This window comes from Methyloprofundus sp., from assembly GCF_965251085.1.
GTDB lineage: Bacteria > Pseudomonadota > Gammaproteobacteria > Methylococcales > Methylomonadaceae > Methyloprofundus.
This window is the reverse complement of the sequence record NZ_OZ252594.1, coordinates 3,306,646-3,327,761: the sequence shown is the minus strand read 5'-3', so window position 1 is coordinate 3,327,761 and position 21,116 is coordinate 3,306,646. Positions and strand designations below refer to the sequence as shown.

Annotated in this window: 18 protein-coding genes and 2 pseudogenes; 17 read left to right on the top strand and 3 right to left on the bottom strand. The window is 42.9% G+C overall.

Annotated features, from left to right (window positions below):
- The first annotated feature begins 2 nt into the window (after window positions 1–2).
- The 14 genes and pseudogenes from ACQY3F_RS15470 (at window position 3) to ACQY3F_RS15405 (ending at window position 12,857) form a co-directional block, all read left to right on the top strand.
- Window positions 3–395 (top strand): hypothetical protein, encoded by a 393-nt coding sequence (locus tag ACQY3F_RS15470; RefSeq protein WP_428355829.1) that lies wholly within the window; start codon window positions 3–5, stop codon window positions 393–395.
- Entirely contained in the window at window positions 392–769 is a 378-nt protein-coding gene (locus ACQY3F_RS15465) for a hypothetical protein (RefSeq protein WP_428355828.1), read from the top strand. The genes ACQY3F_RS15470 and ACQY3F_RS15465 overlap by 4 nt, the downstream gene beginning before the upstream one ends.
- A 135-nt stretch (window positions 770–904) precedes the next feature.
- Complete coding sequence (locus ACQY3F_RS15460) at window positions 905–2,575, top strand: B12-binding domain-containing radical SAM protein (RefSeq protein WP_428355827.1); 1,671 nt, start codon at window positions 905–907, stop codon at window positions 2,573–2,575.
- A 206-nt stretch (window positions 2,576–2,781) separates the two neighbouring features.
- Window positions 2,782–3,689: pseudogene (locus ACQY3F_RS15455) on the top strand (tyrosine-type recombinase/integrase).
- A complete protein-coding gene (locus ACQY3F_RS15450) occupies window positions 3,686–4,762 on the top strand; it encodes an IS91 family transposase (RefSeq protein ID WP_428352924.1) in 1,077 nt (358 codons plus the stop codon). The pseudogene ACQY3F_RS15455 and the gene ACQY3F_RS15450 overlap by 4 nt, the downstream one beginning before the upstream one ends.
- A 415-nt stretch (window positions 4,763–5,177) precedes the next feature.
- Window positions 5,178–5,552 carry a copper resistance CopC family protein gene (locus tag ACQY3F_RS15445; protein WP_428355826.1) on the top strand — a complete coding sequence of 125 codons (375 nt, stop codon included), beginning with the start codon at window positions 5,178–5,180 and terminating at the stop codon, window positions 5,550–5,552.
- A gap of 9 nt (window positions 5,553–5,561) precedes the next feature.
- Window positions 5,562–7,202: a copper resistance D family protein gene (locus ACQY3F_RS15440; protein ID WP_428355825.1), complete on the top strand. Its 1,641-nt coding sequence runs from the start codon at window positions 5,562–5,564 to the stop codon at window positions 7,200–7,202.
- A gap of 200 nt (window positions 7,203–7,402) precedes the next feature.
- Window positions 7,403–7,786: a hypothetical protein gene (locus tag ACQY3F_RS15435; protein WP_428355823.1), complete on the top strand. Its 384-nt coding sequence runs from the start codon at window positions 7,403–7,405 to the stop codon at window positions 7,784–7,786.
- A 42-nt stretch (window positions 7,787–7,828) separates the two neighbouring features.
- On the top strand, window positions 7,829–8,146 hold the full coding sequence (tnpA, locus tag ACQY3F_RS15430) for an IS66 family insertion sequence element accessory protein TnpA (protein WP_428352923.1): 318 nt from the start codon (window positions 7,829–7,831) through the stop codon (window positions 8,144–8,146).
- Window positions 8,143–8,508 (top strand): IS66 family insertion sequence element accessory protein TnpB, encoded by a 366-nt coding sequence (gene tnpB, locus ACQY3F_RS15425; RefSeq protein WP_428353150.1) that lies wholly within the window; start codon window positions 8,143–8,145, stop codon window positions 8,506–8,508. Before tnpA (ACQY3F_RS15430) ends, tnpB (ACQY3F_RS15425) begins: the two co-directional genes overlap by 4 nt.
- Before the next feature lie 46 nt (window positions 8,509–8,554).
- The gene (gene tnpC, locus ACQY3F_RS15420) at window positions 8,555–10,042 is read left to right on the top strand and encodes an IS66 family transposase (protein ID WP_428355822.1); all 1,488 of its coding nucleotides are present in this window, start codon (window positions 8,555–8,557) and stop codon (window positions 10,040–10,042) included.
- 101 nt (window positions 10,043–10,143) lie between these two features.
- A complete protein-coding gene (locus tag ACQY3F_RS15415) occupies window positions 10,144–11,340 on the top strand; it encodes an ISAzo13 family transposase (protein ID WP_428352931.1) in 1,197 nt (398 codons plus the stop codon).
- 20 nt (window positions 11,341–11,360) lie between these two features.
- Window positions 11,361–11,510, top strand: a pseudogene (locus tag ACQY3F_RS15410) (transposase domain-containing protein); the annotation flags it as partial.
- Window positions 11,511–11,570: 60 nt separating this feature from the next.
- Window positions 11,571–12,857, top strand: a complete 1,287-nt coding sequence (locus ACQY3F_RS15405; RefSeq protein ID WP_428355821.1) for a mechanosensitive ion channel family protein — start codon at window positions 11,571–11,573, stop codon at window positions 12,855–12,857.
- A 496-nt stretch (window positions 12,858–13,353) separates the two neighbouring features.
- Here the strand turns inward: ACQY3F_RS15405 and ACQY3F_RS15400 are convergent, their stop codons facing one another.
- The 3 genes from ACQY3F_RS15400 to ACQY3F_RS15390 are packed head-to-tail and all read right to left on the bottom strand — an operon-like array spanning window position 13,354 to window position 17,719.
- Window positions 13,354–14,490 (bottom strand): lipocalin-like domain-containing protein, encoded by a 1,137-nt coding sequence (locus tag ACQY3F_RS15400; protein WP_428355819.1) that lies wholly within the window; start codon window positions 14,488–14,490, stop codon window positions 13,354–13,356.
- Window positions 14,491–14,492: 2 nt separating this feature from the next.
- Window positions 14,493–17,027, bottom strand: coding sequence for an FtsX-like permease family protein (locus ACQY3F_RS15395; protein WP_428355818.1), 2,535 nt, complete (start codon window positions 17,025–17,027; stop codon window positions 14,493–14,495).
- Window positions 17,024–17,719 (bottom strand): ABC transporter ATP-binding protein, encoded by a 696-nt coding sequence (locus ACQY3F_RS15390; protein ID WP_428355816.1) that lies wholly within the window; start codon window positions 17,717–17,719, stop codon window positions 17,024–17,026. Before ACQY3F_RS15390 ends, ACQY3F_RS15395 begins: the two co-directional genes overlap by 4 nt.
- A 536-nt stretch (window positions 17,720–18,255) precedes the next feature.
- Here ACQY3F_RS15390 and ACQY3F_RS15385 point away from each other — a divergent pair.
- The 3 genes from ACQY3F_RS15385 to tnpB (ACQY3F_RS15375) all read left to right on the top strand — a co-directional run bounded on the left by ACQY3F_RS15385 (window position 18,256) and on the right by tnpB (ACQY3F_RS15375) (window position 21,086).
- The gene (locus ACQY3F_RS15385; protein ID WP_428355814.1) at window positions 18,256–20,022 is read left to right on the top strand and encodes an ABC transporter transmembrane domain-containing protein; all 1,767 of its coding nucleotides are present in this window, start codon (window positions 18,256–18,258) and stop codon (window positions 20,020–20,022) included.
- Between the two features lie 384 nt (window positions 20,023–20,406).
- Window positions 20,407–20,724 carry an IS66 family insertion sequence element accessory protein TnpA gene (tnpA, locus tag ACQY3F_RS15380; protein ID WP_428352923.1) on the top strand — a complete coding sequence of 106 codons (318 nt, stop codon included), beginning with the start codon at window positions 20,407–20,409 and terminating at the stop codon, window positions 20,722–20,724.
- Window positions 20,721–21,086, top strand: coding sequence for an IS66 family insertion sequence element accessory protein TnpB (gene tnpB / locus ACQY3F_RS15375; protein WP_428353231.1), 366 nt, complete (start codon window positions 20,721–20,723; stop codon window positions 21,084–21,086). The genes tnpA (ACQY3F_RS15380) and tnpB (ACQY3F_RS15375) overlap by 4 nt, the downstream gene beginning before the upstream one ends.
- The last annotated feature ends 30 nt before the right edge of the window (window positions 21,087–21,116 follow it).

Here is a 21,116-nt window from a genome sequence, read left to right as displayed (position 1 = left end):
ATATGTATTTAAAATCTAAAAGTGCAATACGTATTTTCAGTGTATTAGCCAGTGTTCTATTGTTTTCTGGTTGTGGAACTGTGCGTCTGGAGGTGCCTGAAGGACATCAGGTTAGAATATTAGCACAAGACGAATCAGCCGAGATTCGTGTAGAGAGAACTGTGTGGTTCTGGTTGTGGGGTGCGCGACCTATTTCGGATAACACTACAAAGTCAGATATAGAGAAATATAACTTAAAAGAAGTGCGTGCCTATACAACGCAAACCATGACCGATAACCTACTACTGATAATTACCAGCCTGGTTTCTATTGTGCGCCGAACCTTGATTGTCGAAGGTAATACTGACACTGTTTTACCTACGAGTGTGATTGTCACTGAAGAGGTCAAGTTATGAAAAATCGATTAATACTGGTGTTACTGACACTGAGTTTGAGTGCCTGCTTTTCAGTTCCCCTAGAAGCGCCTTACGGCCAGGATGTGAAACTACTACCTGCTGGAACACCGGTAGAAGTGACCAAAAGATATCAGAAATGGTATGCCATCTGGGGGATTTTTCCGCTAACCATGAGTGATTACCCAGCCGAAGTTATTGCCCGCGAAGATTTAGCAGAAGCACGCATTTACACGGAAGATACTATTGAGGACGCTTTTTCAGGTTTCGTCTACGTGATGCTTATTCCTGCGGGTATTTTGCCTCAATCAATCGTAATTGAAGGCAATCGACGTAAATATGCGCGGCCTACAAAGAGCGTTTTAGAAAATAATTAATCATATACTTTACCATAAAGGAACTTGTTGGCTGCTAGAACAAATAAATACCCGGAAGTGGCATCTTTAGTCCCGCAAATTAGCAGTTGCACAGTTGAAGTGGTTTTGTAGATTTTTCAGTTGGGGGGGGGGGGGGTGAGCAAGATAATTGGCCATAAAGCTGTCCTGATCTATCCAGAATTTGATACTCAGGATACCTTCTGGAGTTATGCAAAAAGTCTGAAAATGTATGCTCCCCCTGGCGAATTTGGACGGCCAAAACGCTTGTTACCTCCGCTAGGGCTTATGGGTTTGTATAATCACCTAAAACCCTATTATGAACAATTATGTTTGATTGACAAAAATATAGACCCACGGCCGATAAGTGAATTTATCAAAGATGCCGATCACGTTTATATCGGCGGAATGATGGCTCAGGAACAGAGCCTGGTAAAACTCGCACAGCAAGTAAAAAAAGCCCATAAAATTTTAATCGTCGGTGGCACTGCTATTAGCCCGCAGTCGCCACTGATGCAAATAGCCGATCATTTACTGGAAAATGAAGCCGAAGGGGTTATCGACCAGTTGTTAGATGAATTAGGTAAAGGTAGCGCCAAGAAATACTACAAGGGCAGTTTTGCGCCAGCCGAGAATTTTTTTCAGCCAGATTATGCGGCAATTAATATGCAGAACTATGTGCATATGGCGGTGCAAATTAGCCGAGGTTGTCCCGAACGTTGTGAGTTTTGTGATATTCCTTCCCGCTTTGGCAAAGCATTTCGCGTTACTCCCTGGCAAAAAACTGAACAATCTTTTCAGCAGATGAAAGATCTAGGCTGGACTGGACAAGTGTTTATCGTTGATGATAATTTTATCGGAAATCCACGAAAAGCACTGGATGTGCTTAAAAGCCTGTATAAAATAGGTGAGAAAATCGGCTACCATCACCCCAAATATACTGAACTGACCTTGCGCCTTGCTGATGAATCACCGGTAATGGCAGAATTACGCCATTGGTTTCATAAGGCAAACTTTATCAACGGCTTTTATGGTGTAGAAACCCCGAATGAAGCATCCTTGCTGGAAACGGATAAACGCCAGAACCTGCGTGGCGAACGTAGTCTGGTGGATAAATTAAGATTCATTTCTGAACAAACGGGTGCGGGGGTGATGATGGGCATGATCTATGGTTTTGATCATGATAGCGATGACTCAGTACAGGAATTTATTGATTTTGTGAATGCCAGCCATGCGCCGATTGTCATGGCAGGCTTACTTAATGCTTTGCCTTGCACTCCTTTAATAGCGCGTATGCAGAAAGAAGGGCGCATGATTCAGGCGAGTAGCGGTAATAATTCAGATGGCATTATTAATTTTATTCCCTACAATTTTTCAGTGCGGCAGGCGGAACAGAATTATCTGCGTATTTTGCAAGGTATCTACCATCCACAGGCATATTTTGACCGAGTGATGAGGCATCTTGAGTTGATTGATCCTGATTTACAAAGTAACTTCCGGGCGAGTAATGGCGCGGTTGCTTATTTAGTCAAGATTTTGTCAAAAAAACATGCATTAACCTATTGGCGATATTTACCTGTCGCGCTGGCAATCGCGAATAGGCGCTGTGGCTTGAATACCTCGGGTTATTTAGCAATAGTGGCTGAGTATTTTTCGCTTTGCGGGCAATATACGCATTTCAGTAGCCAGGTAAATGCACAAGAGAAAAATATTGCGCAACGGGATTATACAGACTCGCAGAAAGTTACATGGAGCGAGTTAAAGTCTGAGGTGAGTACGGTCACAGATGCGGAAAATATAGAGAGCTGAAAGGGAGGGGGTGTGGTGTTACGAATATTTCTATTCTTTTTGCGTCATAACGGATTAAAAGGAATTGTCTTGATTGTTGGACGAAGCCGCTATCGCGGAGAAAAACAGCGCATCCCTTAAATTTAAAGTGTAACCTCATTGCCTGTTATATGCATAACAGGTAACTTGTAAGCTCATCCAACTAACAATAATGAGGTTACACTGTTATGACACCATCGATAGAGCTTAAATTCAACCATTATTATATCCAGCACTGTAAGCATTTAAAGCTTAAGGGACTGCAACCCAAAACCATTGACGCTTATTCACGCGCTATTCGCCGTATCGGGGAACACTTTCAGGGGCATCTGGATAACTTAACGCAAGATCAACTGGTGGATTATTTTCATGCTCTTTTAAGCCGCCTTTCCTGGAGTGCCGTGAAACTAGATCTCTATGGTCTCAAGTTTTTCTATACACATGTGCTACAAAAGCCGTGGGTTGATGTGCTAATGATTAAACCACCACGATGTACGCGTATACCCGATATTGTCACTGTGGTTGAAGCACAACAACTGTTTATGTCGACCCGTAATCTAAGCTATCGAGTTTTTTATTTTACGATTTACAGTCTAGGTTTACGTTTGGGCGAGGGCTTAAGCCTGAAAGTAGGTGATATTGATGCGACACGCATGCGGGTACATATTCGCAATGCCAAAGGCAATAAGGATCGGCTTGTGCCTTTGCCTGTGAATACCTTGAAGGTGTTGCGTAAGTTTTGGGCTGTGCATAAAAATCCAGTGCTGGTATTTCCCAACCGTGCCCGGGGTCTAAAAGGTGCACATCTTGCTGAATCCCCCCTTGATCGCGGTGGCATCCAGAAGACAATCCGTCTTGTGACGCAAGAAATGGGACTAAAAAAAAGATTTCCTGCCACTCGCTGCGCCACAGTTACGCCACTCACCTGTTAGAAGCCGGGGTTGATTTAGTTGAGTTGCAGAAGATTCTGGGCCATACCAGTTTAGTAACCACGGCTCGCTATACGCATTTGACCGATATTACCGATGAGAATGCAGAGCTGCACATTAATCAGTTAGTCAATGACTTTTCTATTCACTGGGGGCAGATTTCATGATAACCCTAGCTGCAGTGATTGATCAATTTCAGTCTGACTTTTTAAGCGAGTATCAATCTCGTTTACGCTCCAATCAGATCAGTGCATTACATGCCATGAAGAGCTGTCGGACACAGCTGAGTCCTGTGATGCAGGTTAACTGTGCAGACTGTGACTATCAAACCTTTGTGCCTCATTCCTGTGGCCAGCGTAACTGCCCGCATTGTCAACATCATGAGAGTCAACAATGGATTGAACGACAGGTACAAAAACAAGTCCCTGCTGATTATTTTATGAATACCTTTACCTTACCTGCGCAGTTAAGGTCGTTAGCCAGGCAGCATCCGCGGTTACTTTACAGTATGATGTTTGACTGTGCCTGGGCGACTTTACAGAGTTTTAGTAAAAATGATAAGCAGTTGCAAGGCGATGCCGGGGCGATTGCTGTCTTACATACACACTCACGCGAATTAAATTATCATCCGCATATTCATGTCATTATGCCTGCGGCAATCGTGGATAAAATCAAGAAGCTCTGGCGCACTAAGGAAGGCAAATACCTGTTTCATCATAAAGCACTAGCAAAAGTATTTCGTGCAAAGATGCTAGCGCGTATGAACGAAGAAAAGTTGCCATTTCCCACAGCTATTCCGGAAAAATGGGTGGTCGATTGTAAGTTTGTCGGTGCAGGCGATAAAGCATTGATATATCTGGGTCGATACCTGTATCGTGGTGTGATTCGTGAACAGGATATCTTATCCTGCCAAAATGGCAAAGTAACCTACCGTTATCAAGACAGCAAAACCAAACGCTATCAAACCAAAACGGTATCGGGGGCTAAATTTCTGTGGCTGGTGCTGCAACATGTTTTGCCTAAAGGCTTTCGTCGTGCGCGCAATTATGGCTTTTTACATCCGAATAGCAAGGGTGTTATTAAGTTGATTCACTCCCTGCTAAAGTTTGACCCGACGAAGATATTGCGTGCACTCAAAGTACGGCCGGCATTCAGTTGCAAATGTTGTGGCGGGGCGATGGTTGTTGGGCGTCGGCAAATACCCAGGGTGGAAATAATGTTTCAGCCTTTGCCAACTTAACAATTGGAATCACTAGCGCTTATGTAAATTTAAACACTTCGACCCAGGCTATCAGCGGATTAAATGCTGAGGGAGTTGCTTGGGCTAAAATCGGAGATTAAGGCAGAATTTTGCTCCGATACTTGGACTTTGAGAGTTGACTGCAATGGACAACGCTCAAAGTTCAGTTAAACAGGTAAAAACAGAGGTTCGATTCATCAGTCGGGCTGATCAACAAAAAGCTATTTTCATAGAGCGCATTAAATGAATTCCTACTATCGTGCCGGGCTTGTCCAACAAACGGTTCAGATTGTGGCTCGCTTCGCGATCACAATCTAACCTTATTCGTTAGAAAATGAGGGCCAATCAGGAAATTCTTTATTCAACTTGAATTCAGTTATAAAATAGAGGGTTTGATTTAACCAGGAATCCATATATGCCCCTTAGAACAAACCAAATGCATCGTCTGCTTTTTCGATCGATACTTTTATTCTGTTGTTTTACGGGCCTGGTAAACGCCCATGCAGTGGTCACGGATCATTCATTAAAAATTCAACCTATCAGTGCCGGTCAGGCAAGTCCGGTTAAATTAAATTTTAATTCGAGTATTGAGCTGGGTTTATCACAGGTTTTTCTGGTAAGTACGGGGGATGTTGAAGAAGTACTTAATATAACTGCAGGCAAAGAACCCGGCGTTGTCATCATCGATGTTCCCGCGTTAGCAACCGGTGTGTACGCCCTGCATTATAAGATTTTTGCGGCAGACGGGCATATTACCGAAGACGTAATCCACTTTACCGTCCAGCCATAAGGGAAGCAGATGCAGGGTATTGCTGATTTTTTAGATTCCATTATTGGTGGAATTGATCTTATATGTTATTCATTAGCCATTGGCGGTTTGATTTGGGGGCTTTTTATATTACGTCCCTGGGAGCAGTCTGATAAGCAAAATCAAGTACAAAGCTTATTGTCAGCGCGAACAATTCGCCTAATTTATCAAGGAGCTTTTGCTTTAGCACTCGTGCAGTTAATTAAAATCATGCTCAAAATCTGGGTGATGGATTCTATATTAGGGCGCTGGCCTTTTCCTGAGTTTGCAGCAACGACACAGTTTATCGGTGGCATAATTCGCATGCTATTAGCCTTGTCACTGGGAGCCTTTGTTTATTATGTGTTGCGTGCTAATGCTACGGTGCGTAAGCAATGGATGTACGCTGCGATCATAGCCGGGCTAATGATTATTTCAGGCGCATGGCTGGTACATGCTGCAGGCCGTTTTGAGGATCGTATTTTATTAATGAGCCTGACGACTATGCATCAGGTCGCTGCGGCTGCCTGGGTAGGGGGTGTATTTCAGTTAGTGAGTATCTGGCAATTAACCCGACAAAAGCAAATCCCTGATAGCTATTGGCCTGACAGTCTGAAACGATTTTCCAAAATAGGCATGATTGCAGTGGCAGGAATATTATTGTCTGGTACGTTTATGGCACTGGGTTATATCACCACCTGGAATGGTTTTATTGGTACCGGTTATGGCAATATTCTGCTAGTTAAAATTTTGTTGCTGGCAATTGCTCTGGGTTTTGCATGGCTTAACCGTAGCGCTGTATTAAAGTATGAAACATCTGCCAATAGACAAGATGTTTTCAATCGAGTGCCGTATTATATTGAAGCAGAAACCTTTGTTTTAATTACCTTATTGTTTACCGCCGCCAGTCTTGCTTCGCAGCCACCTGCGATAGATATTCCTGGTTTAACCGCGAGCTGGAGTGATGTATTGCATTCCTTCGCGCCACGTATTCCGCGCATCACTTCGCCTAGCCATGCGGCACTGCTTGCAGGGGAGGCCGGACGAACAGCGATTATCGGCCAGACACCTTCAGCAGCAGCAACGGCATGGTCTGATTATAATCATAATATTGCCGGTATATTTGTCACGGTGATGAGCCTGTTTGCCATGCTATCGTATAGAAAATCGTTCACTTGGACACGTTATTGGCCGGTGGGTTTTATTGGTCTGGGGATCTTTATCTTATTGCGTGCTGATGCTGAAACCTGGCCAAATGGAACGATGGGATTTTGGGAAAGCATGTTGGAAAATGGCGAGATTTTTCAGCATCGTATTGCCACCCTGTTAGTTTTTTTATTGGGGGGTATGGAATTGCGCGCCAGAATGACTAGCGACCCGGAGAGTAAGTTACCTTATATCTTTCCCATTCTATGCGCCTTTGGGGGGTTAATGTTGTTAACTCATTCGCATGTGGGATTCCAGGCTAAAAGCTCTTTTCTGATTCAGATCGGGCATACTTTTATGGGCTTATTTGCCTTGATTATGGCCATCGGTCGTTGGCTAGAATTAAAACTGGATTCGCCCGGAAAACAGATTGCCGGCTTTATTTCTGTATTTGCTTTTTTTCAAATTGGTTTGATATTGATTTTTTACCAAGAACCTTTGTACTAAAGAAACTATGGAAATATTAGTGTATATTCTGATGGTGGGTTTCTGTAGGCTGGGATGGTGCGTGTAATCCCAACTTTAACTTTTCTGGGTTTCGTACCTCAGCCTCAGCCTCAGCCTACATTGAATGCTTTCAAGGTCCCAAATGCCCCCGCTTTCAGTTAATAGTTATAATTCAATTAACAACTGCTTTCAGAGTTCTTATGATAAAAGTAAGCCTAGTTAAATATCGTCAAATTGTACTTTTTGCACTGGTATTAGTGCTATTCCAGGTACCTGCTTTTGCCAAAGACATAACTGTGGAGGCACCCACAGTCAAGGATATGCTTAAGGTAGATAGCAAGGAGGAAGTTCAGCAGGAAGTGCCTAAGGAGCAAGCGCCGTATGACCGATTAAACCGGGGGACGCCACGTGGTAGTGTAATGTCATTCTCGGAATCAATTAAACAAGGGGAGCAGAATCTTGTTATGGATTTCCTGGATATGCGTCAGGTACCCAGACATATTGCAGATGAAGGGTCGGAATTAATGCGTAAGTTAGGGAGTAAGCGCTCAATAGTCAGCGTACTTCACGGCAACTCAGATTAATGCCAAACTATCCCCATTGTTAAATACCACGGGGAATTTTAAATGGCAGCGTTAGAAAAAATACAGGCAAAGACTTTCTGGCCTATTCACATAGAGCACTGGCAGGCATCAGGCCAATCACAGGTAGCTTATTGTCGACAGCATGATTTATGTCCGCAAAAGTTAGGCTACTGGAAACGTAAATCGACTGTAAAGCCGACTACTTCCCCTACAGGGTTTACACGTATTCGGGTTGACGGGGATCGTTCATCTGCGCCAGTCCCAGGATTATCTTTGCAATTTAATGATGGTATTCGGTTGGAAGGTATTACGCAGGATACTATGCCGTGTATTCAACCACTGCTTGAGCTGTTGCGATGACGGTTGTTATGCGTCCCTCTCTGTCTTTGACAGAAGTGTATCTGTATCGGCAGCCCATTGATTTTCGTAAGTCACATCGGGGCTTATCGGCGATTGTTGAATGTGAGTTAGGGCATAATCCTTTTGAGGGGGCTCTCTATGCCTTTACGAATAAACGGCGGAATAAGATTAAATGCCTGTTTTGGGAAGATAATGGTTTTGTCCTTTATTACAAGTCATTGGTAGAAGAAACATTTAAGTGGCCTAAGGGTGAGGAAGAGACATTAACCTTAACAGGCCAGCCGTTAAACTGGCTGCTGGATGGCTTTGATATTAGCGCGATGAAAGGTCATAAAAAACTTCAATATGAGTCTGTTTTTTAGCTGTTTTTGTGTTCATTATTGCCACTATAAATGCTATAATAAAGCCATGATTTTAGCCGATATTTCAAATATAAAACAACAAGATAAAGCCGGTTCTTTGCTGTCGGAGAGTGTTGCTTTGTTGCTTGAAAAAAAACAGGCTATTGATGAACTGACGCGTGTGATTGAAGTTAAGTCTGGGGTGATTTCCGAACAGAAAAAACGCATCCTTATTCTGGAAGAGGTACTACGCTTATCTAAAATAAAACGCTTTGGATCATCCAGTGAACAATCTCATCAATCCTCTTTGTTTGATGAAGCAGAGAATGAAGCGGATAGCGATGAGGAGCTAGACCTGGAGGCTGATGAAGCACCTGAGGACGAAAAACAAACAAGTTCTACTGGCACCAAGAAAAAGCCGGGACGCAAACCCTTCTCAGATAAGTTACCTCGCGAGCAAATTTTTATTTATTTAACCGATGAAGAAAAAGAAGGTGCTATTGATACTTTCTTTACTAAAGTGAAAGAAGAGCTGGATATTATTCCTGCTAAAGTACGTGTTCTTGAATACATGCAGGAAAAAGCGGTCTTTATCAAACAGATTGAAGGCGAAAAACAACGCCAGGTTAAAGCCGCACAAATGCCCAGACACCCTATTGCCAGAGCAATGGGAAGCATCAGTTTAATGTGCTTTGTTATTATCGCCAAGTATGCTGACGGCTTACCTTTATATCGGCAAGAAGGCATCTTGTCTCGTTATGGGGGTGACATCTCCAGAGCGACATTAGCAAACTGGATGATCGCACTGGCTAAACAACTTCAGCCCCTGATTAACCTGATGCGAGAGCATCAACACACAGGGGCAGTCATACTCGCTGATGAAACGCGGGTTCAGGTATTAAAAGAACCGGGGCGGCCAGCGACCTCAGATAAATATATGTGGGTGACGCTTGGCGGGCCACCGGGTGAAAAAAGCATCCTGTTTGAATACGATCCCTCTCGTAGTGGAGACGTCCCCATGCGCCTGCTTGACGGCTTTAGTGGCTATCTGCAAACCGATGGCTATGCGGGGTACAATGCCGTGTGCCAAAAAAACAGCATCACCCAGCTGGGGTGCTGGGATCATGCGCGTCGTTATTTTAAAGATGCCCAGAATGCACAGCCTAAACGCAAAAAGGGACAAAATAACAAACCCTCAAAAGCAGGTAAAGCGCTGAGCCTGATCAATAAACTGTATGTCATTGAGCGAGAAATTAAAGACCTGTCAGTGGATGAAAAATATCAGCAGCGCCAGGAGAAGAGCATTCCTGTATTGAACCAGCTCAAAGCCTATCTGGAAGAAAACCAGCATAAAGTACCTAAAGATAGCCTGACAGGAAAGGCAATGACTTACCTGAGTAACCAGTGGGAAAAACTCAATGTGTATTGCACCCATGGTGAACTCAATATTAGCAACATCCTGGCAGAAAATGCGATTCGCCCGTTTGTGATAGGGCGCAAAGCCTGGTTATTTTCTGATACCCCTGCGGGTGCTCGTGCCAGTGCAATACATTAGGGAGATGGAAAGAAATAATCATCCAAACGAAGTAAGCTTGTGTCTCAATAATTTATAATAATGAATTCTGAATTTATTCTCACACTAGGCAGATAAGCTTGTTGATATTAACAGATAGCATTATAGGTTGGATTATAAATACAGCCCATCGTTTAAAAGGCTCGGTACGTCGTATATTCATGGCTGAAACGGTGGAGCTACTAGGCTCAGGTGGTGCAAGTATTGCTGAAGAAAAACTAGGATGGAATAGAGGCACTATCCGAAAAGGACAATATGAACTTGAAACTCAGCCCATAGAAGATAATTTTTCAGCGAGAGGGCGTAATAAAAGTGAAGAGCATTTTCCTCATCTACTTGATGACATAAAAAAAATTGCTGAACCGGAGTGTCAAACGGATCCCTCTTTTAATTCCTGTCGATTATATACCCGGCTAACGGCTAAAGAAGTTAGAAAACGTTTACTGGAGATTGATTATTACGATGAAAAAACATTACCTTGCTCAAAAACTATCAATACAAAATTAAATGACCTGAGTTACCATCCAAAAAAGGTACAAAAAACAAAGCCTCATAAGAAAATCAAGGAAACGGATGCAATTTTTGAACAAGTTCATTCAGTCAATGGAATGGCAGATATCAACCCAAAAGAGATTCGTATATCAATTGATGCCAAAGCAAGAATGAATATAGGAAATTTTTCACGGGGAGGACGAAATCGGGTTTTAACAAAAGCAGAGGATCATGATTTAGATGTTAAGGAAAAGTTAACTCCTTTTGGTTTTTATCTGCCTGAACATGATGATTTTTTCCTTTTCTTTACAGCAGGCTATGCCAGCAGTGATTTCATCGTTGACCGATTGGAAGAAATTTGGCCAGAAATTCAAGAAAAATATGGAGTAGATATTCTGACAATTAACGCTGACAATGGTATGGAGAACAGTAGCTCCAGAACTCAGTTTATAAAAAGGCTTGTGGAGTTTGCTGAAAAAAGCAACATAAAGATAAAACTGGCCTACTACCCTCCTTATCATAGTAAATATAACCCAATTGAACGAGTATGGGGAGCCTATGAAAATCATATTAGTGGCGACATAATGGATACAGTTGAAACAACTTTAAAATTTGCCAAAAGTATGACCTACAATGGCAAAGCACCTATTGTTAAATTAACAGAAAAAATATATGAAACAGGAGTAAAGGTAGGTAAAAAAGCAATGAAGACGTATTATCAGTTTGTTGACCGAATGCCATCGTTGGAGAAATGGTTTTTGACCATTTCTCCTGGTTGTTCTGGATGATTATTTCTTTCCATCTCCCTTACAGCCTGATAGAAACAGCTAAAGCAAATGGGCTGGAGCCTTATGCATATCTTAAGCAGGTTCTCACTGCTTTACCTTATGCTGATACGGTTGATAAAGTGGAGGCTTTGTTGCCCTGGAATATTAAAAAATCAGATACGCCTGAATAGGGCAAGTACGTGCTTCGTTGAGCGCTTACGTTAGGGATAGTAGCGGAGCGAATATTCTGGATGGGGCCTGAAAATTTAAGTATTGAACCCACAGGGCACCTTGATGATGGCTTACCCAGCTACCGTGATCGGGTTGCTACGATAAATACCCCGGATGGGCCCGTAGATATCTTAATGCAAAGAGTCCCTGGCGATAAAAAAGGTGATTATATATGGAAAGTTTCTAATCGTACGGTTATGGAAATCCCCAGGCTATATGAACTATATGGTTATGGTGAACTGGGTGATAAACTTTCTACGCTGATACCTGAAATTAAAGGGCTTGCTTTTCAGCCTTGGCAAATGGTAATACTGATAGCTATTTTAGTTGTTGCCTATATCATTGCCTGGCTTTTGACATGGTTGGTCACTTTATTTCTCAAACGCAGTAAATCATCCAAGTCAGAACAGCGACAGAGGTTTTTACAGGGGCCTGTTCGCTTTATGCTTCTGGTCATAATCTTTAGGAACTATTTTTATTTAACTGCACCATCACTTAAGGTGAATGCATTATTTGAGGCAAGAACGCTATATGTTGTTGCTTTCGGGTGGTTGCTTTTTGGCATAGTTAATCTTTTCACGTCTCGATTGGCCGATCGAATGGCTGAAAATGGCAATAGTAATGGTTCTTTGATGTTACGACCTGCCGCCCGGGTAATTAAAGGAATTATTATTCTGATTGCAATTATGGTCTGGCTGGAGAATATGGGCTTTAGTATCTCCACCTTGCTGGCTGGACTAGGGGTAGGGAGTATTGCTGTCGCTTTGGCCGCACAGAAATCCATAGAGAACCTGATCGGAGCTATTACCCTGTATTCCGCTCAACCGGTGCGGGTGGGCGAGTTTTGCCGAATCGGTGATGTCGTTGGTACTATTGAAGAAATTGGCCTGCGTGCTACCAAGATACGTACTCTGGCGAACACGGTAATCGATATTCCTAATGGGAGCTTATCCAATATGGAAATTGAAAATATAAGCCAGCGGCAGAAAATACTTTATCGACATAATATTCGGCTGAGATCGGATAGTACTTCTGACCAGGTTCAATCTGTGTTGGATAGTATCAGTCTATTTTTAAAAGAGCATAGCAGGGTAGACCGGCTTCCAGCAAGGGTGAGGTTTAAAGAGTTTGGCAAATATTCGCTGGATCTGGAAGTTTTTGCCTATTTGCAAACCACTGATTACAACGAATATCTGCAGATTGCTGAAGAACTGAACCTGCTTATAATAGATGCCATCGTAAACGCAGGGACGAGTCTTGCAGTTCCTGTGTCTATACCTTTTCTAGGTTTAAAGAATGAGTGCTGATTCCTCTGGAATATGAGTCATATAGGTACCTGATTACGTACAACTCTCAGCCATAAGAGAATAAAACATTAAAAACAGTATATTAAAAAACTCGTCATTCCCGAAGTCTACCCAGTCAAGCGTGGGCACAAGCTTTATCGGGAATCTATGCTTAACCTACGAGATCCCTGCTAAAAGCATGCAGGAATGAGGGCTACGCACTTAAGACGGGACACCGTAGGCTGGGTTAGATCTTTTTAACGAAGTAAAAAAACGTAACCCAGCAAAGCCCCGTATACGTAAAGTGCTGGGTTACGTTATCTGCGCTTCGCTAGATAAGCTAACCCAGCCTACATTGCTTTGTCCCGTTTTAAAATGGTAGCTGGAATGACGGAGTCTAGCTGAGAGTTGTACGTAATCAGCTATATGTATGAAGCTTTAGCCTATGCCAAGAAAAAATAGGTATACACAATATGACTCCTGTTGTTTTGTTCTGCCTTAGATGGATAGTCAGTCATTATTGATAACCCGTGAGTTCAACATAACCCTGTCCATTAATCACCTCGTCGTATTTTTTGCCTGCAACACTCACCGCGCCCTCCCAGTAACGATATCTGACATTGATCTCCTGATCGCTGGTTAATGGCGTGACATCCAGTTCTAGTCCCAGTTTGGGAATGGATAAATGCCATTTTGCAGGATAGCTGACCTGGGTTTTTGGGCTTTTCCAATGATCCAGAACTTTGATATCAACCTCTGTAAAAGTTAAGCTTATTTTGGAATTATCGGCATTAAAAATGGCCCCGGCGTTATTCTCATCCTGCTTGTCATCTTTGCGTCTAAAGCGGTAAAACATGAGTTCGCTGTGATCGGATAATTGCAATGCAAACCAATCCCAGCCTACTTGCTCAGCAGCAAGCGAAGCACTGCTCCATTCTCTGTCCATCCAGCTTGAGCCACTTACTTCAAATGCTTGTAGATTAAGCTGAATATTGCCTGTTGTAGCCATACGGGTATATGAATAATAATAGGAGGCGTTACCTGCTTGCGCATTCTTTTTACTAAAGCCATCCAGACCCTGCAAGGCGATTTTCTTTTCTGGCTTCAGGTATAAAGAAATAGAAAAATCCTCGGTTTTTGCATCCAAATGAATACTTGAATCAGTTGTATCAACAGCTTCCGCTTTCCAGTCATGTAACCACACATGATATTTTGCTGTTTCCGCGCCTGCTAATTTATTACCGGCACGACTGAAGCGTTCAGCAAAATGAAATTCTTCAGCATCAACATCGGTCAAGGCAAAATGTGCCATATACATTTGCTTATCACGCCATTTAGAGGCTGTTTTTTGTTGCTCGGGTGTTAAGGCAAAGCGAAAAAAGGTTAATTCATAACCAAACTTGCGTTCTGCTGAGGATTGTAAAATGCCGGTAAAATACCACCATTCGATATGATATTCCGGGTGTGCACCATGATCTTGCGGAAAAACAAAGGCCCGTGGTTTTAATACCCGCGCATAGTTTTCATTGTCTGCTGATAAAAGATTGTCGGACGTCGTTAAAGGTTCAGGTGGCTCAGAATTTTGTTGCGCAAAAAACAGTCTTCCTAGTGCTACTATTATTATAATAATCAAAGAGTAAATCACGGTTTTCATTTTTATTCAGACCTCAATGCTTCCGCCGGTTTAGTTTGCGCCATTTTTAACGCAGGCAGCACTCCGGCAAGTAAGGCGGCAAAAAATGCAAGCAGCAAGGCTTGAACAATGACCAAGGCATCAAAATGAAAAGCCATAGTCCAGCCGAATGAACGTTGATAAACCACAAAAATTAACACATAAGCCATGATAAAACCTACTGGCACGGCAAACACTCCCGCTATAAGTCCCATTAAGCCGGTTTCGATACTGATGATTCGACCTATTTGTATAGGTGTCATGCCTATCGCGCGCAATATACCCAGTTGCCGGGTACGTTCAAATTGCAATGCCATCAAGGCACTGAATACGCCGATAAAGGCAATGCTGGCGGCCAGCAAGCGCAAGATTTCAGTGATTTTAAAAGTTTGCTCAAACATTTGCATGGATGCCTGGAAAATAGCCTGTTCGGAGCGCACGCTTTGATAGGGTTTGAGGAGTTGTTTAACGCGCATTTCCAGTTGTTGCCTATCGGCCCTTTGATCAGCATAAATTCCGATGCCAGAATACCCGAGATCTAGCCAGTATTTTTCATAGATATTGCGGCTCATGGCAAGATGACCTTGGTCGCCACTATAATCGGCATAGATAGCTATAACCTCAAAGGCTTGTTCTCCCTGATCGGTACGCAGCAAAATTTTGTCACCTATTTTAGTGTGATGGTGATAAGCGTAGGGTTCAGTAACGAAAAGAGAATTTTGCTGAATAAATGTACCCCAGACATCTTTACCTTTTTGTTTAAAAATAAACCCTTGTCTGGATTTTTCGTTTAATTCAAACACTGACACTTTTGTCAGCTTCTGGTCATGGATTAACTGCGTGTGTAGCACACTGCTGAGCATTTCTACATCTTCTAGCCCAGCGATACTGGCTTTCAATTTTTGATCACTGAGAGATTTATGGGTTGCCTGGGTATTTCCTACCACATTAACATACAGGTCCGCTTGTAAAGAGGTTTGCAGCCATTCAGCAACAGTCAGGCGAAAACTGCCGATCATGATATCCATGCCTATCGAAACAGCAACAGCAATCATTAATGTGGCAATCGCTATACCGGTTCTACTGATTTCAGCTTTGACCATACGCACCGGTAACCTTGCGACTATACTGGAGTAGCGTCCCAAGGTTTGTTCCAGAAAATTCATCAGCAATAGAGTAACCACCGGTGTGAGCAAGGCAAAGCCGAACAATAACAGGAAAATACTGATTAATCCCAGGCTGACATTGGTGCCTGACAGAAAAATAAGCGCAAAACTACAGAGTATAAAGAAGAGAGCCACTACAATAGCTAAACGTATTAATTTCCGTACACCTGATTCCAGTTGTGAACGTAATAAAGTATGTTGCGGTGATTGACGAGTAGCTTCCCAGGCAGGTGCTATCACAGCGAGTAAAGTCGCTCCTACGCCTAATAGCAGACCTTTGGCTATCTGCACAGGGCTTAATATTAACAGGCTGTGATCCACCCGAAAAAAAAAGGCATTAATAGTCCCAGAGATGATATGTAATAAGCTCTGCCCCAGAAGAATGCCTAATACTAGGCCTAAAGTTGTCCCTATTAGTGCCAGAATCAAGGCCTCACTGATTATGAGCTTAAATATCTGCTGCCGGGTGACACCGATTGAGCGCAAATTGCCAATAAGTCCTCTGCGCTGAATAACTAAAAAGGTCATGGTGTTATAAATCAAAAACATGCCGACTAATAGTGAAAGCAGGCCCATGGCATTTAAGTTAATTGCAAAGGCATGAGTCATTTGCTTTAGCGATTCAGCCTGATTATCCAGTGATATCAATAATACATCCGCGGGTAGAACCTGACGTATAGCCTGTATTTTTGCAGCCAGATCTGGCGCTATGATCACGTCAATTGCGCTAAGATTACCCACTAAGCCTAATATTTCCTGCGCGGTGGCTATATCGGTAATCAGTAAATTCTCAAACAATTCCCTGGTTACCGCATCATCTTCGGGTAACCAGTCTATAATGATTAAATCATAAGTACCCGTATCAGTTATAACGGTTATGTGATCATCTATTTGCAAACCCATTTTCTCTGCAGTCTGCTGATTCATTAACACGGTATTAGCTTCGCTAATCAAGCGCAGACCATTGTCTGTTCCCTCTTGTTGCTGCCAGTCGGATTGAAATGTGTTTTCAATCATAGGGTCTATCGCATAAATTTTAAACTTGATTTCAGGTGTTGTAGCGGAAACAACGTAACCGTTAATGGCAGGGGACAAATTACGGATACCATGCTCAACCCTCAAGGCTGTATACAATTTTTCATCCAGGCCGCCATCACTGGCAACAATTCTATGTGTTGCTTTGCCTGATAATGCTTGAGTAGTCTGGGTAAAAGCCTGTAATGAACTATCCAGCGTCAGATCTATCGCAACCACAACAGCAACACCGAGAGTAATCCCTAATATAGCTAAGCATAGCTGCCAGGGGTGCCGGTATAAAAAATTGCGACTGGCTTTGTTAAGAATGCTGCTCATTGGGAATCAGTGACTAACTGCAGTGTTTTATTATTGATGGCAAACACCCGGTCGGCCTGACCGATAACTTCATGGCTGTGGGTTGCCATAATCAGCGTTTTGCCTGCATCGCGAACCAGCTTATCTAATAGCTCTAATACTTGTTCACCCGTTTCAAGGTCCAGATTACCAGTCGGCTCATCGGCGAGAATAATATCCGGGTCATGAATCAAAGCTCTGGCAATCGCAACCCGTTGCTGCTCACCGCCGGATAAACGATCAGGATAGCTATCCAGGCGGTCAGCCAGTCCCAGCCGTGCTAACAAGTCACTGACTTTATCCCGGTCATCGTCGTCTATAGGCTTGATCAGCTCTAAAGGCAATAACAGATTCTCAGCAACCGTTAAGGTCGCGATTAAATTATAGGCCTGGAATATAAAGCCTATATGATGACGACGAAACAAAGTGCGTTGATGTTCGGATAAACTGCAAATATTAGCTGCGTTTACCCAGATATCACCCGATGAAGGCTGGTCTATACCACTGATCAAATTAAGTAAGGTTGATTTACCTGAACCACTGCGACCAAGCAATACGATGAATTCCCCCTCAGCAACAGACAAATTCAAATGCTCAAAAATCAGCTGTTGTAGTCCAGACTCCTGATAATGTTTACTCAGTTGAGAAAATTCAATAGCGGGTTTATTTGTCATAGTGAAGCACCGATAAGTGACAGTTTAGTTTTGCAGGTTAGTTTTTTTTTGAGTATCAAGCAAAGGAAATCCAACAAAATCCGGTTTAGCTTATAGAGGCTGGATTACCCTATCTGTCATAGCCTGTTTTTATTATTGTAAATGAGTTTTTAGGTAATCGTTCGTCCCCCTCATTGGCAAGGACAATGCTGTTGACTTAAGCATAAACGCCTTCTCCAGAGGGTAGAAGGTTGGGATGAGGGGATTGTAAATGCTTGATTTTTTCCTCCTCACCCAACCCTCCAGCAAAAGCGACTTAAGACAACAGCATTGCTTGGCAAGGAGGAGTTAGGGGAGGTTTTATTAAAAAAACTTTGCTCAACCCATGCTTTCCAGAGGGGACGATGAACGGTTAGGTTTTTAGTGGTACAAAGCCTTCCGCTTTAAATCGGGAGACAAAAATCATGGCCAGTAAAAATAACTCCAATTTACCCTCTCAATAGGTGATAATTTAGCCAAAGACGCTTTGATTCTTGTCACCTATCTTGCAAAATCTTATGCCTAAAACAAAATCCAGTTATCGCAGGTTTGACTCATTAATACAACTGATCGATTTTTTTAAGCCATATAAACTACGCCTATTAGTCGGATTTATGGTATTGATAATAGCCGCCGCAGCTGCACTGGCTTTGCCCATAGCAATTAAATTGATTATTGATCAAGGCTATTTACTGCACCAAAGTGACAAACTGAATCAATATTTTCTCTTGTTGCTAGGGATTGTTACGGTTATGGCGGTGTTTTCTGCGGGTAGATATTATATGGTGATGTGGCTGGGTGAACGTATTGTGGCCGATATACGTGCAAAACTGTATCAACATATACTGCAAATGGAGCCTGCTTTTTTTGAGTCTACCCCCACTGGCGAAGTGCTGTCGCGGTTGACTACGGATACCACTTTAGTCCAGTCAGTTGTCGGTGCGGGTCTTTCCGTGACCTTGCGTTGTACTTTGCTACTCGCAGGTAGTTTGATCATGTTATCAGTGACCAATCTGCAACTGACCGGCTTAATTTTATTTATCGTACCGCTGATAATCCTACCCTTGGTTATCTTCGGGCGTAAAGTCAGGCGATTATCAAAGAAAAACCAGGATTGTATTGCCGAATCCAGTGCCATAGCCGGGGAAACATTTAATGCTATACACGTGTTACAGTCCTATAATCTGGAGGGATATTTTACCGGACGTTTTAATAACACCGTAGAAAACTCCTTTGCGACTGCACGGCATCGCTTAACAGCCAGGGCCTTGCTGGCTGCTTTTGCCTTATTCACCGTATTCACAGGCTTAATGGCGATCATCTGGTTAGGTGCCCAATGGGTACAAGCAGGAAAAATGTCATTGGGCGAGCTCAGCCAGTTTTTGCTTTATGGTGTATTGGTCGCCACTAATTCGGCTGCATTAAGTGAAGTCTGGGGCGATATTCAAAGAGCCGCCGGAGCTATGGAACGTATCCTGGAATTATTAAAATATCAGCCGGGTATTATTTCACCGCAAAATCCAGTCATCATACCCCCAGCTAAAGACCAAGCTATTAGCTTCCAGAATGTTTTTTTTAATTACCCCTCAAGACCTGAACAACACGCCTTGCATGATTTTAACCTGAGCATAGCACCCGGCGAAACAGTCGCACTAGTGGGGCCTTCAGGGGCTGGTAAAAGTACTGTATTTCAATTGTTATTACGCTTTTATGCAATTCAGCAGGGAAAAATCTGCATCAACGGGATAGATATTGCACGAGCCGACACCACCCAACTACGTCAACACATAGCCATCGTTCCTCAAGAAACCTCAATATTTGCCGCCAGTGTGATGGAAAACATTCGCTTTGGAAATCCTGCCGCCAGTGATGCAGAAATCAAAATAGCCGCGAAAGCGGCAGCAGCCGATGAATTTATCCAGCGATTACCCGGGCGATACGATACTTTTCTAGGTGAACGAGGTCTCAGGTTGTCAGTCGGCCAACGTCAACGTATTTCTATCGCCCGTGCCATTCTTAAAAATGCGCCGGTCTTATTACTCGATGAAGCCACCAGCTCGCTGGATGCAGAAAGCGAAAAACTAGTTCAAGATGCGCTCCAGCATTTAATGCAAAAGCGCACAACGCTGGTTATTGCTCACCGTCTTGCGACGGTGTTAAAAGCAGATAGAATTGTGGTGATGAATCACGGCAAAATTGTTGCCATAGGAAGTCATCAGCAATTGCTGGAACAAAAAGGGCTGTATGCTAGATTGGCGGCGTTGCAGTTTGGAGAGCTGTCGTGATCAAGCATGAACTATGCATCAGCTGACTCTTTCAGTCCCTAAAAAATGAATTGCACATATTAGTTGAATCTAGGTTATATGAATTCGGGAACTCTTAAACCTAGAAAAATCCGTTGGGCGCGGAATTATAGTGCAAGATATTGAATTAATATAACACTTTCAAAAAATCTTAGATTCACCCGTAAGTTAATCGGGCATTTTTTGGAAGTGCTGTGGAATCAAGAGCGTGTGCTAGAAATCGTGAGCAACTGATTTTTTTAGGTTCAAAGCCATCAGTCATCGAAATCGCGAACCGTTGGTAAGCGCTCAATAGTCAGCGTACTTCACGGCAACTCAGATTAATGCCAAACTATCCCCATTGTTAAATACCACGGGGAATTTTAAATGGCAGCGTTAGAAAAAATACAGGCAAAGACTTTCTGGCCTATTCACATAGAGCACTGGCAGGCATCAGGCCAATCACAGGTAGCTTATTGTCGACAGCATGATTTATGTCCGCAAAAGTTAGGCTACTGGAAACGTAAATCGACTGTAAAGCCGACTACTTCCCCTACAGGGTTTACACGTATTCGGGTTGACGGGGATCGTTCATCTGCGCCAGTCCCAGGATTATCTTTGCAATTTAATGATGGTATTCGGTTGGAAGGTATTACGCAGGATACTATGCCGTGTATTCAACCACTGCTTGAGCTGTTGCGATGACGGTTGTTATGCGTCCCTCTCTGTCTTTGACAGAAGTGTATCTGTATCGGCAGCCCATTGATTTTCGTAAGTCACATCGGGGCTTATCGGCGATTGTTGAATGTGAGTTAGGGCATAATCCTTTTGAGGGGGCTCTCTATGCCTTTACGAATAAACGGCGGAATAAGATTAAATGCCTGTTTTGGGAAGATAATGGTTTTGTCCTTTATTACAAGTCATTGGTAGAAGAAACATTTAAGTGGCCTAAGGGTGAGGAAGAGACATTAACCTTAACAGGCCAGCAGTTAAACTGGCTGCTGGATGGCTTTGATATTAGCGCGATGAAAGGTCATAAAAAACTTCAATATGAGTCTGTTTTTTAGCTGTTTTTGTGTTCATTATTGCCACTATAA

Bases quoted from the DNA above. Each gene is read 5' to 3' on its own strand.
- ACQY3F_RS15400 (WP_428355819.1), bottom strand. From the start codon at position 14,490: ATGAAAACCGTGATTTACTCTTTGATTATTATAATAATAGTAGCACTA.
- ACQY3F_RS15470 (WP_428355829.1), top strand. From the start codon at position 3: ATGTATTTAAAATCTAAAAGTGCAATACGTATTTTCAGTGTATTAGCC.
- ACQY3F_RS15440 (WP_428355825.1), top strand. From the start codon at position 5,562: ATGCAGGGTATTGCTGATTTTTTAGATTCCATTATTGGTGGAATTGAT.
- tnpA (WP_428352923.1), top strand. From the start codon at position 7,829: ATGGCAGCGTTAGAAAAAATACAGGCAAAGACTTTCTGGCCTATTCAC.
- ACQY3F_RS15405 (WP_428355821.1), top strand. From the start codon at position 11,571: ATGGGGCCTGAAAATTTAAGTATTGAACCCACAGGGCACCTTGATGAT.
- ACQY3F_RS15435 (WP_428355823.1), top strand. From the start codon at position 7,403: ATGATAAAAGTAAGCCTAGTTAAATATCGTCAAATTGTACTTTTTGCA.
- tnpC (WP_428355822.1), top strand. From the start codon at position 8,555: ATGATTTTAGCCGATATTTCAAATATAAAACAACAAGATAAAGCCGGT.
- ACQY3F_RS15395 (WP_428355818.1), bottom strand. From the start codon at position 17,027: ATGAGCAGCATTCTTAACAAAGCCAGTCGCAATTTTTTATACCGGCAC.
- tnpB (WP_428353150.1), top strand. From the start codon at position 8,143: ATGACGGTTGTTATGCGTCCCTCTCTGTCTTTGACAGAAGTGTATCTG.
- ACQY3F_RS15465 (WP_428355828.1), top strand. From the start codon at position 392: ATGAAAAATCGATTAATACTGGTGTTACTGACACTGAGTTTGAGTGCC.
- ACQY3F_RS15385 (WP_428355814.1), top strand. From the start codon at position 18,256: ATGCCTAAAACAAAATCCAGTTATCGCAGGTTTGACTCATTAATACAA.
- tnpA (WP_428352923.1), top strand. From the start codon at position 20,407: ATGGCAGCGTTAGAAAAAATACAGGCAAAGACTTTCTGGCCTATTCAC.
- ACQY3F_RS15390 (WP_428355816.1), bottom strand. From the start codon at position 17,719: ATGACAAATAAACCCGCTATTGAATTTTCTCAACTGAGTAAACATTAT.
- ACQY3F_RS15445 (WP_428355826.1), top strand. From the start codon at position 5,178: ATGCCCCTTAGAACAAACCAAATGCATCGTCTGCTTTTTCGATCGATA.
- tnpB (WP_428353231.1), top strand. From the start codon at position 20,721: ATGACGGTTGTTATGCGTCCCTCTCTGTCTTTGACAGAAGTGTATCTG.
- ACQY3F_RS15450 (WP_428352924.1), top strand. From the start codon at position 3,686: ATGATAACCCTAGCTGCAGTGATTGATCAATTTCAGTCTGACTTTTTA.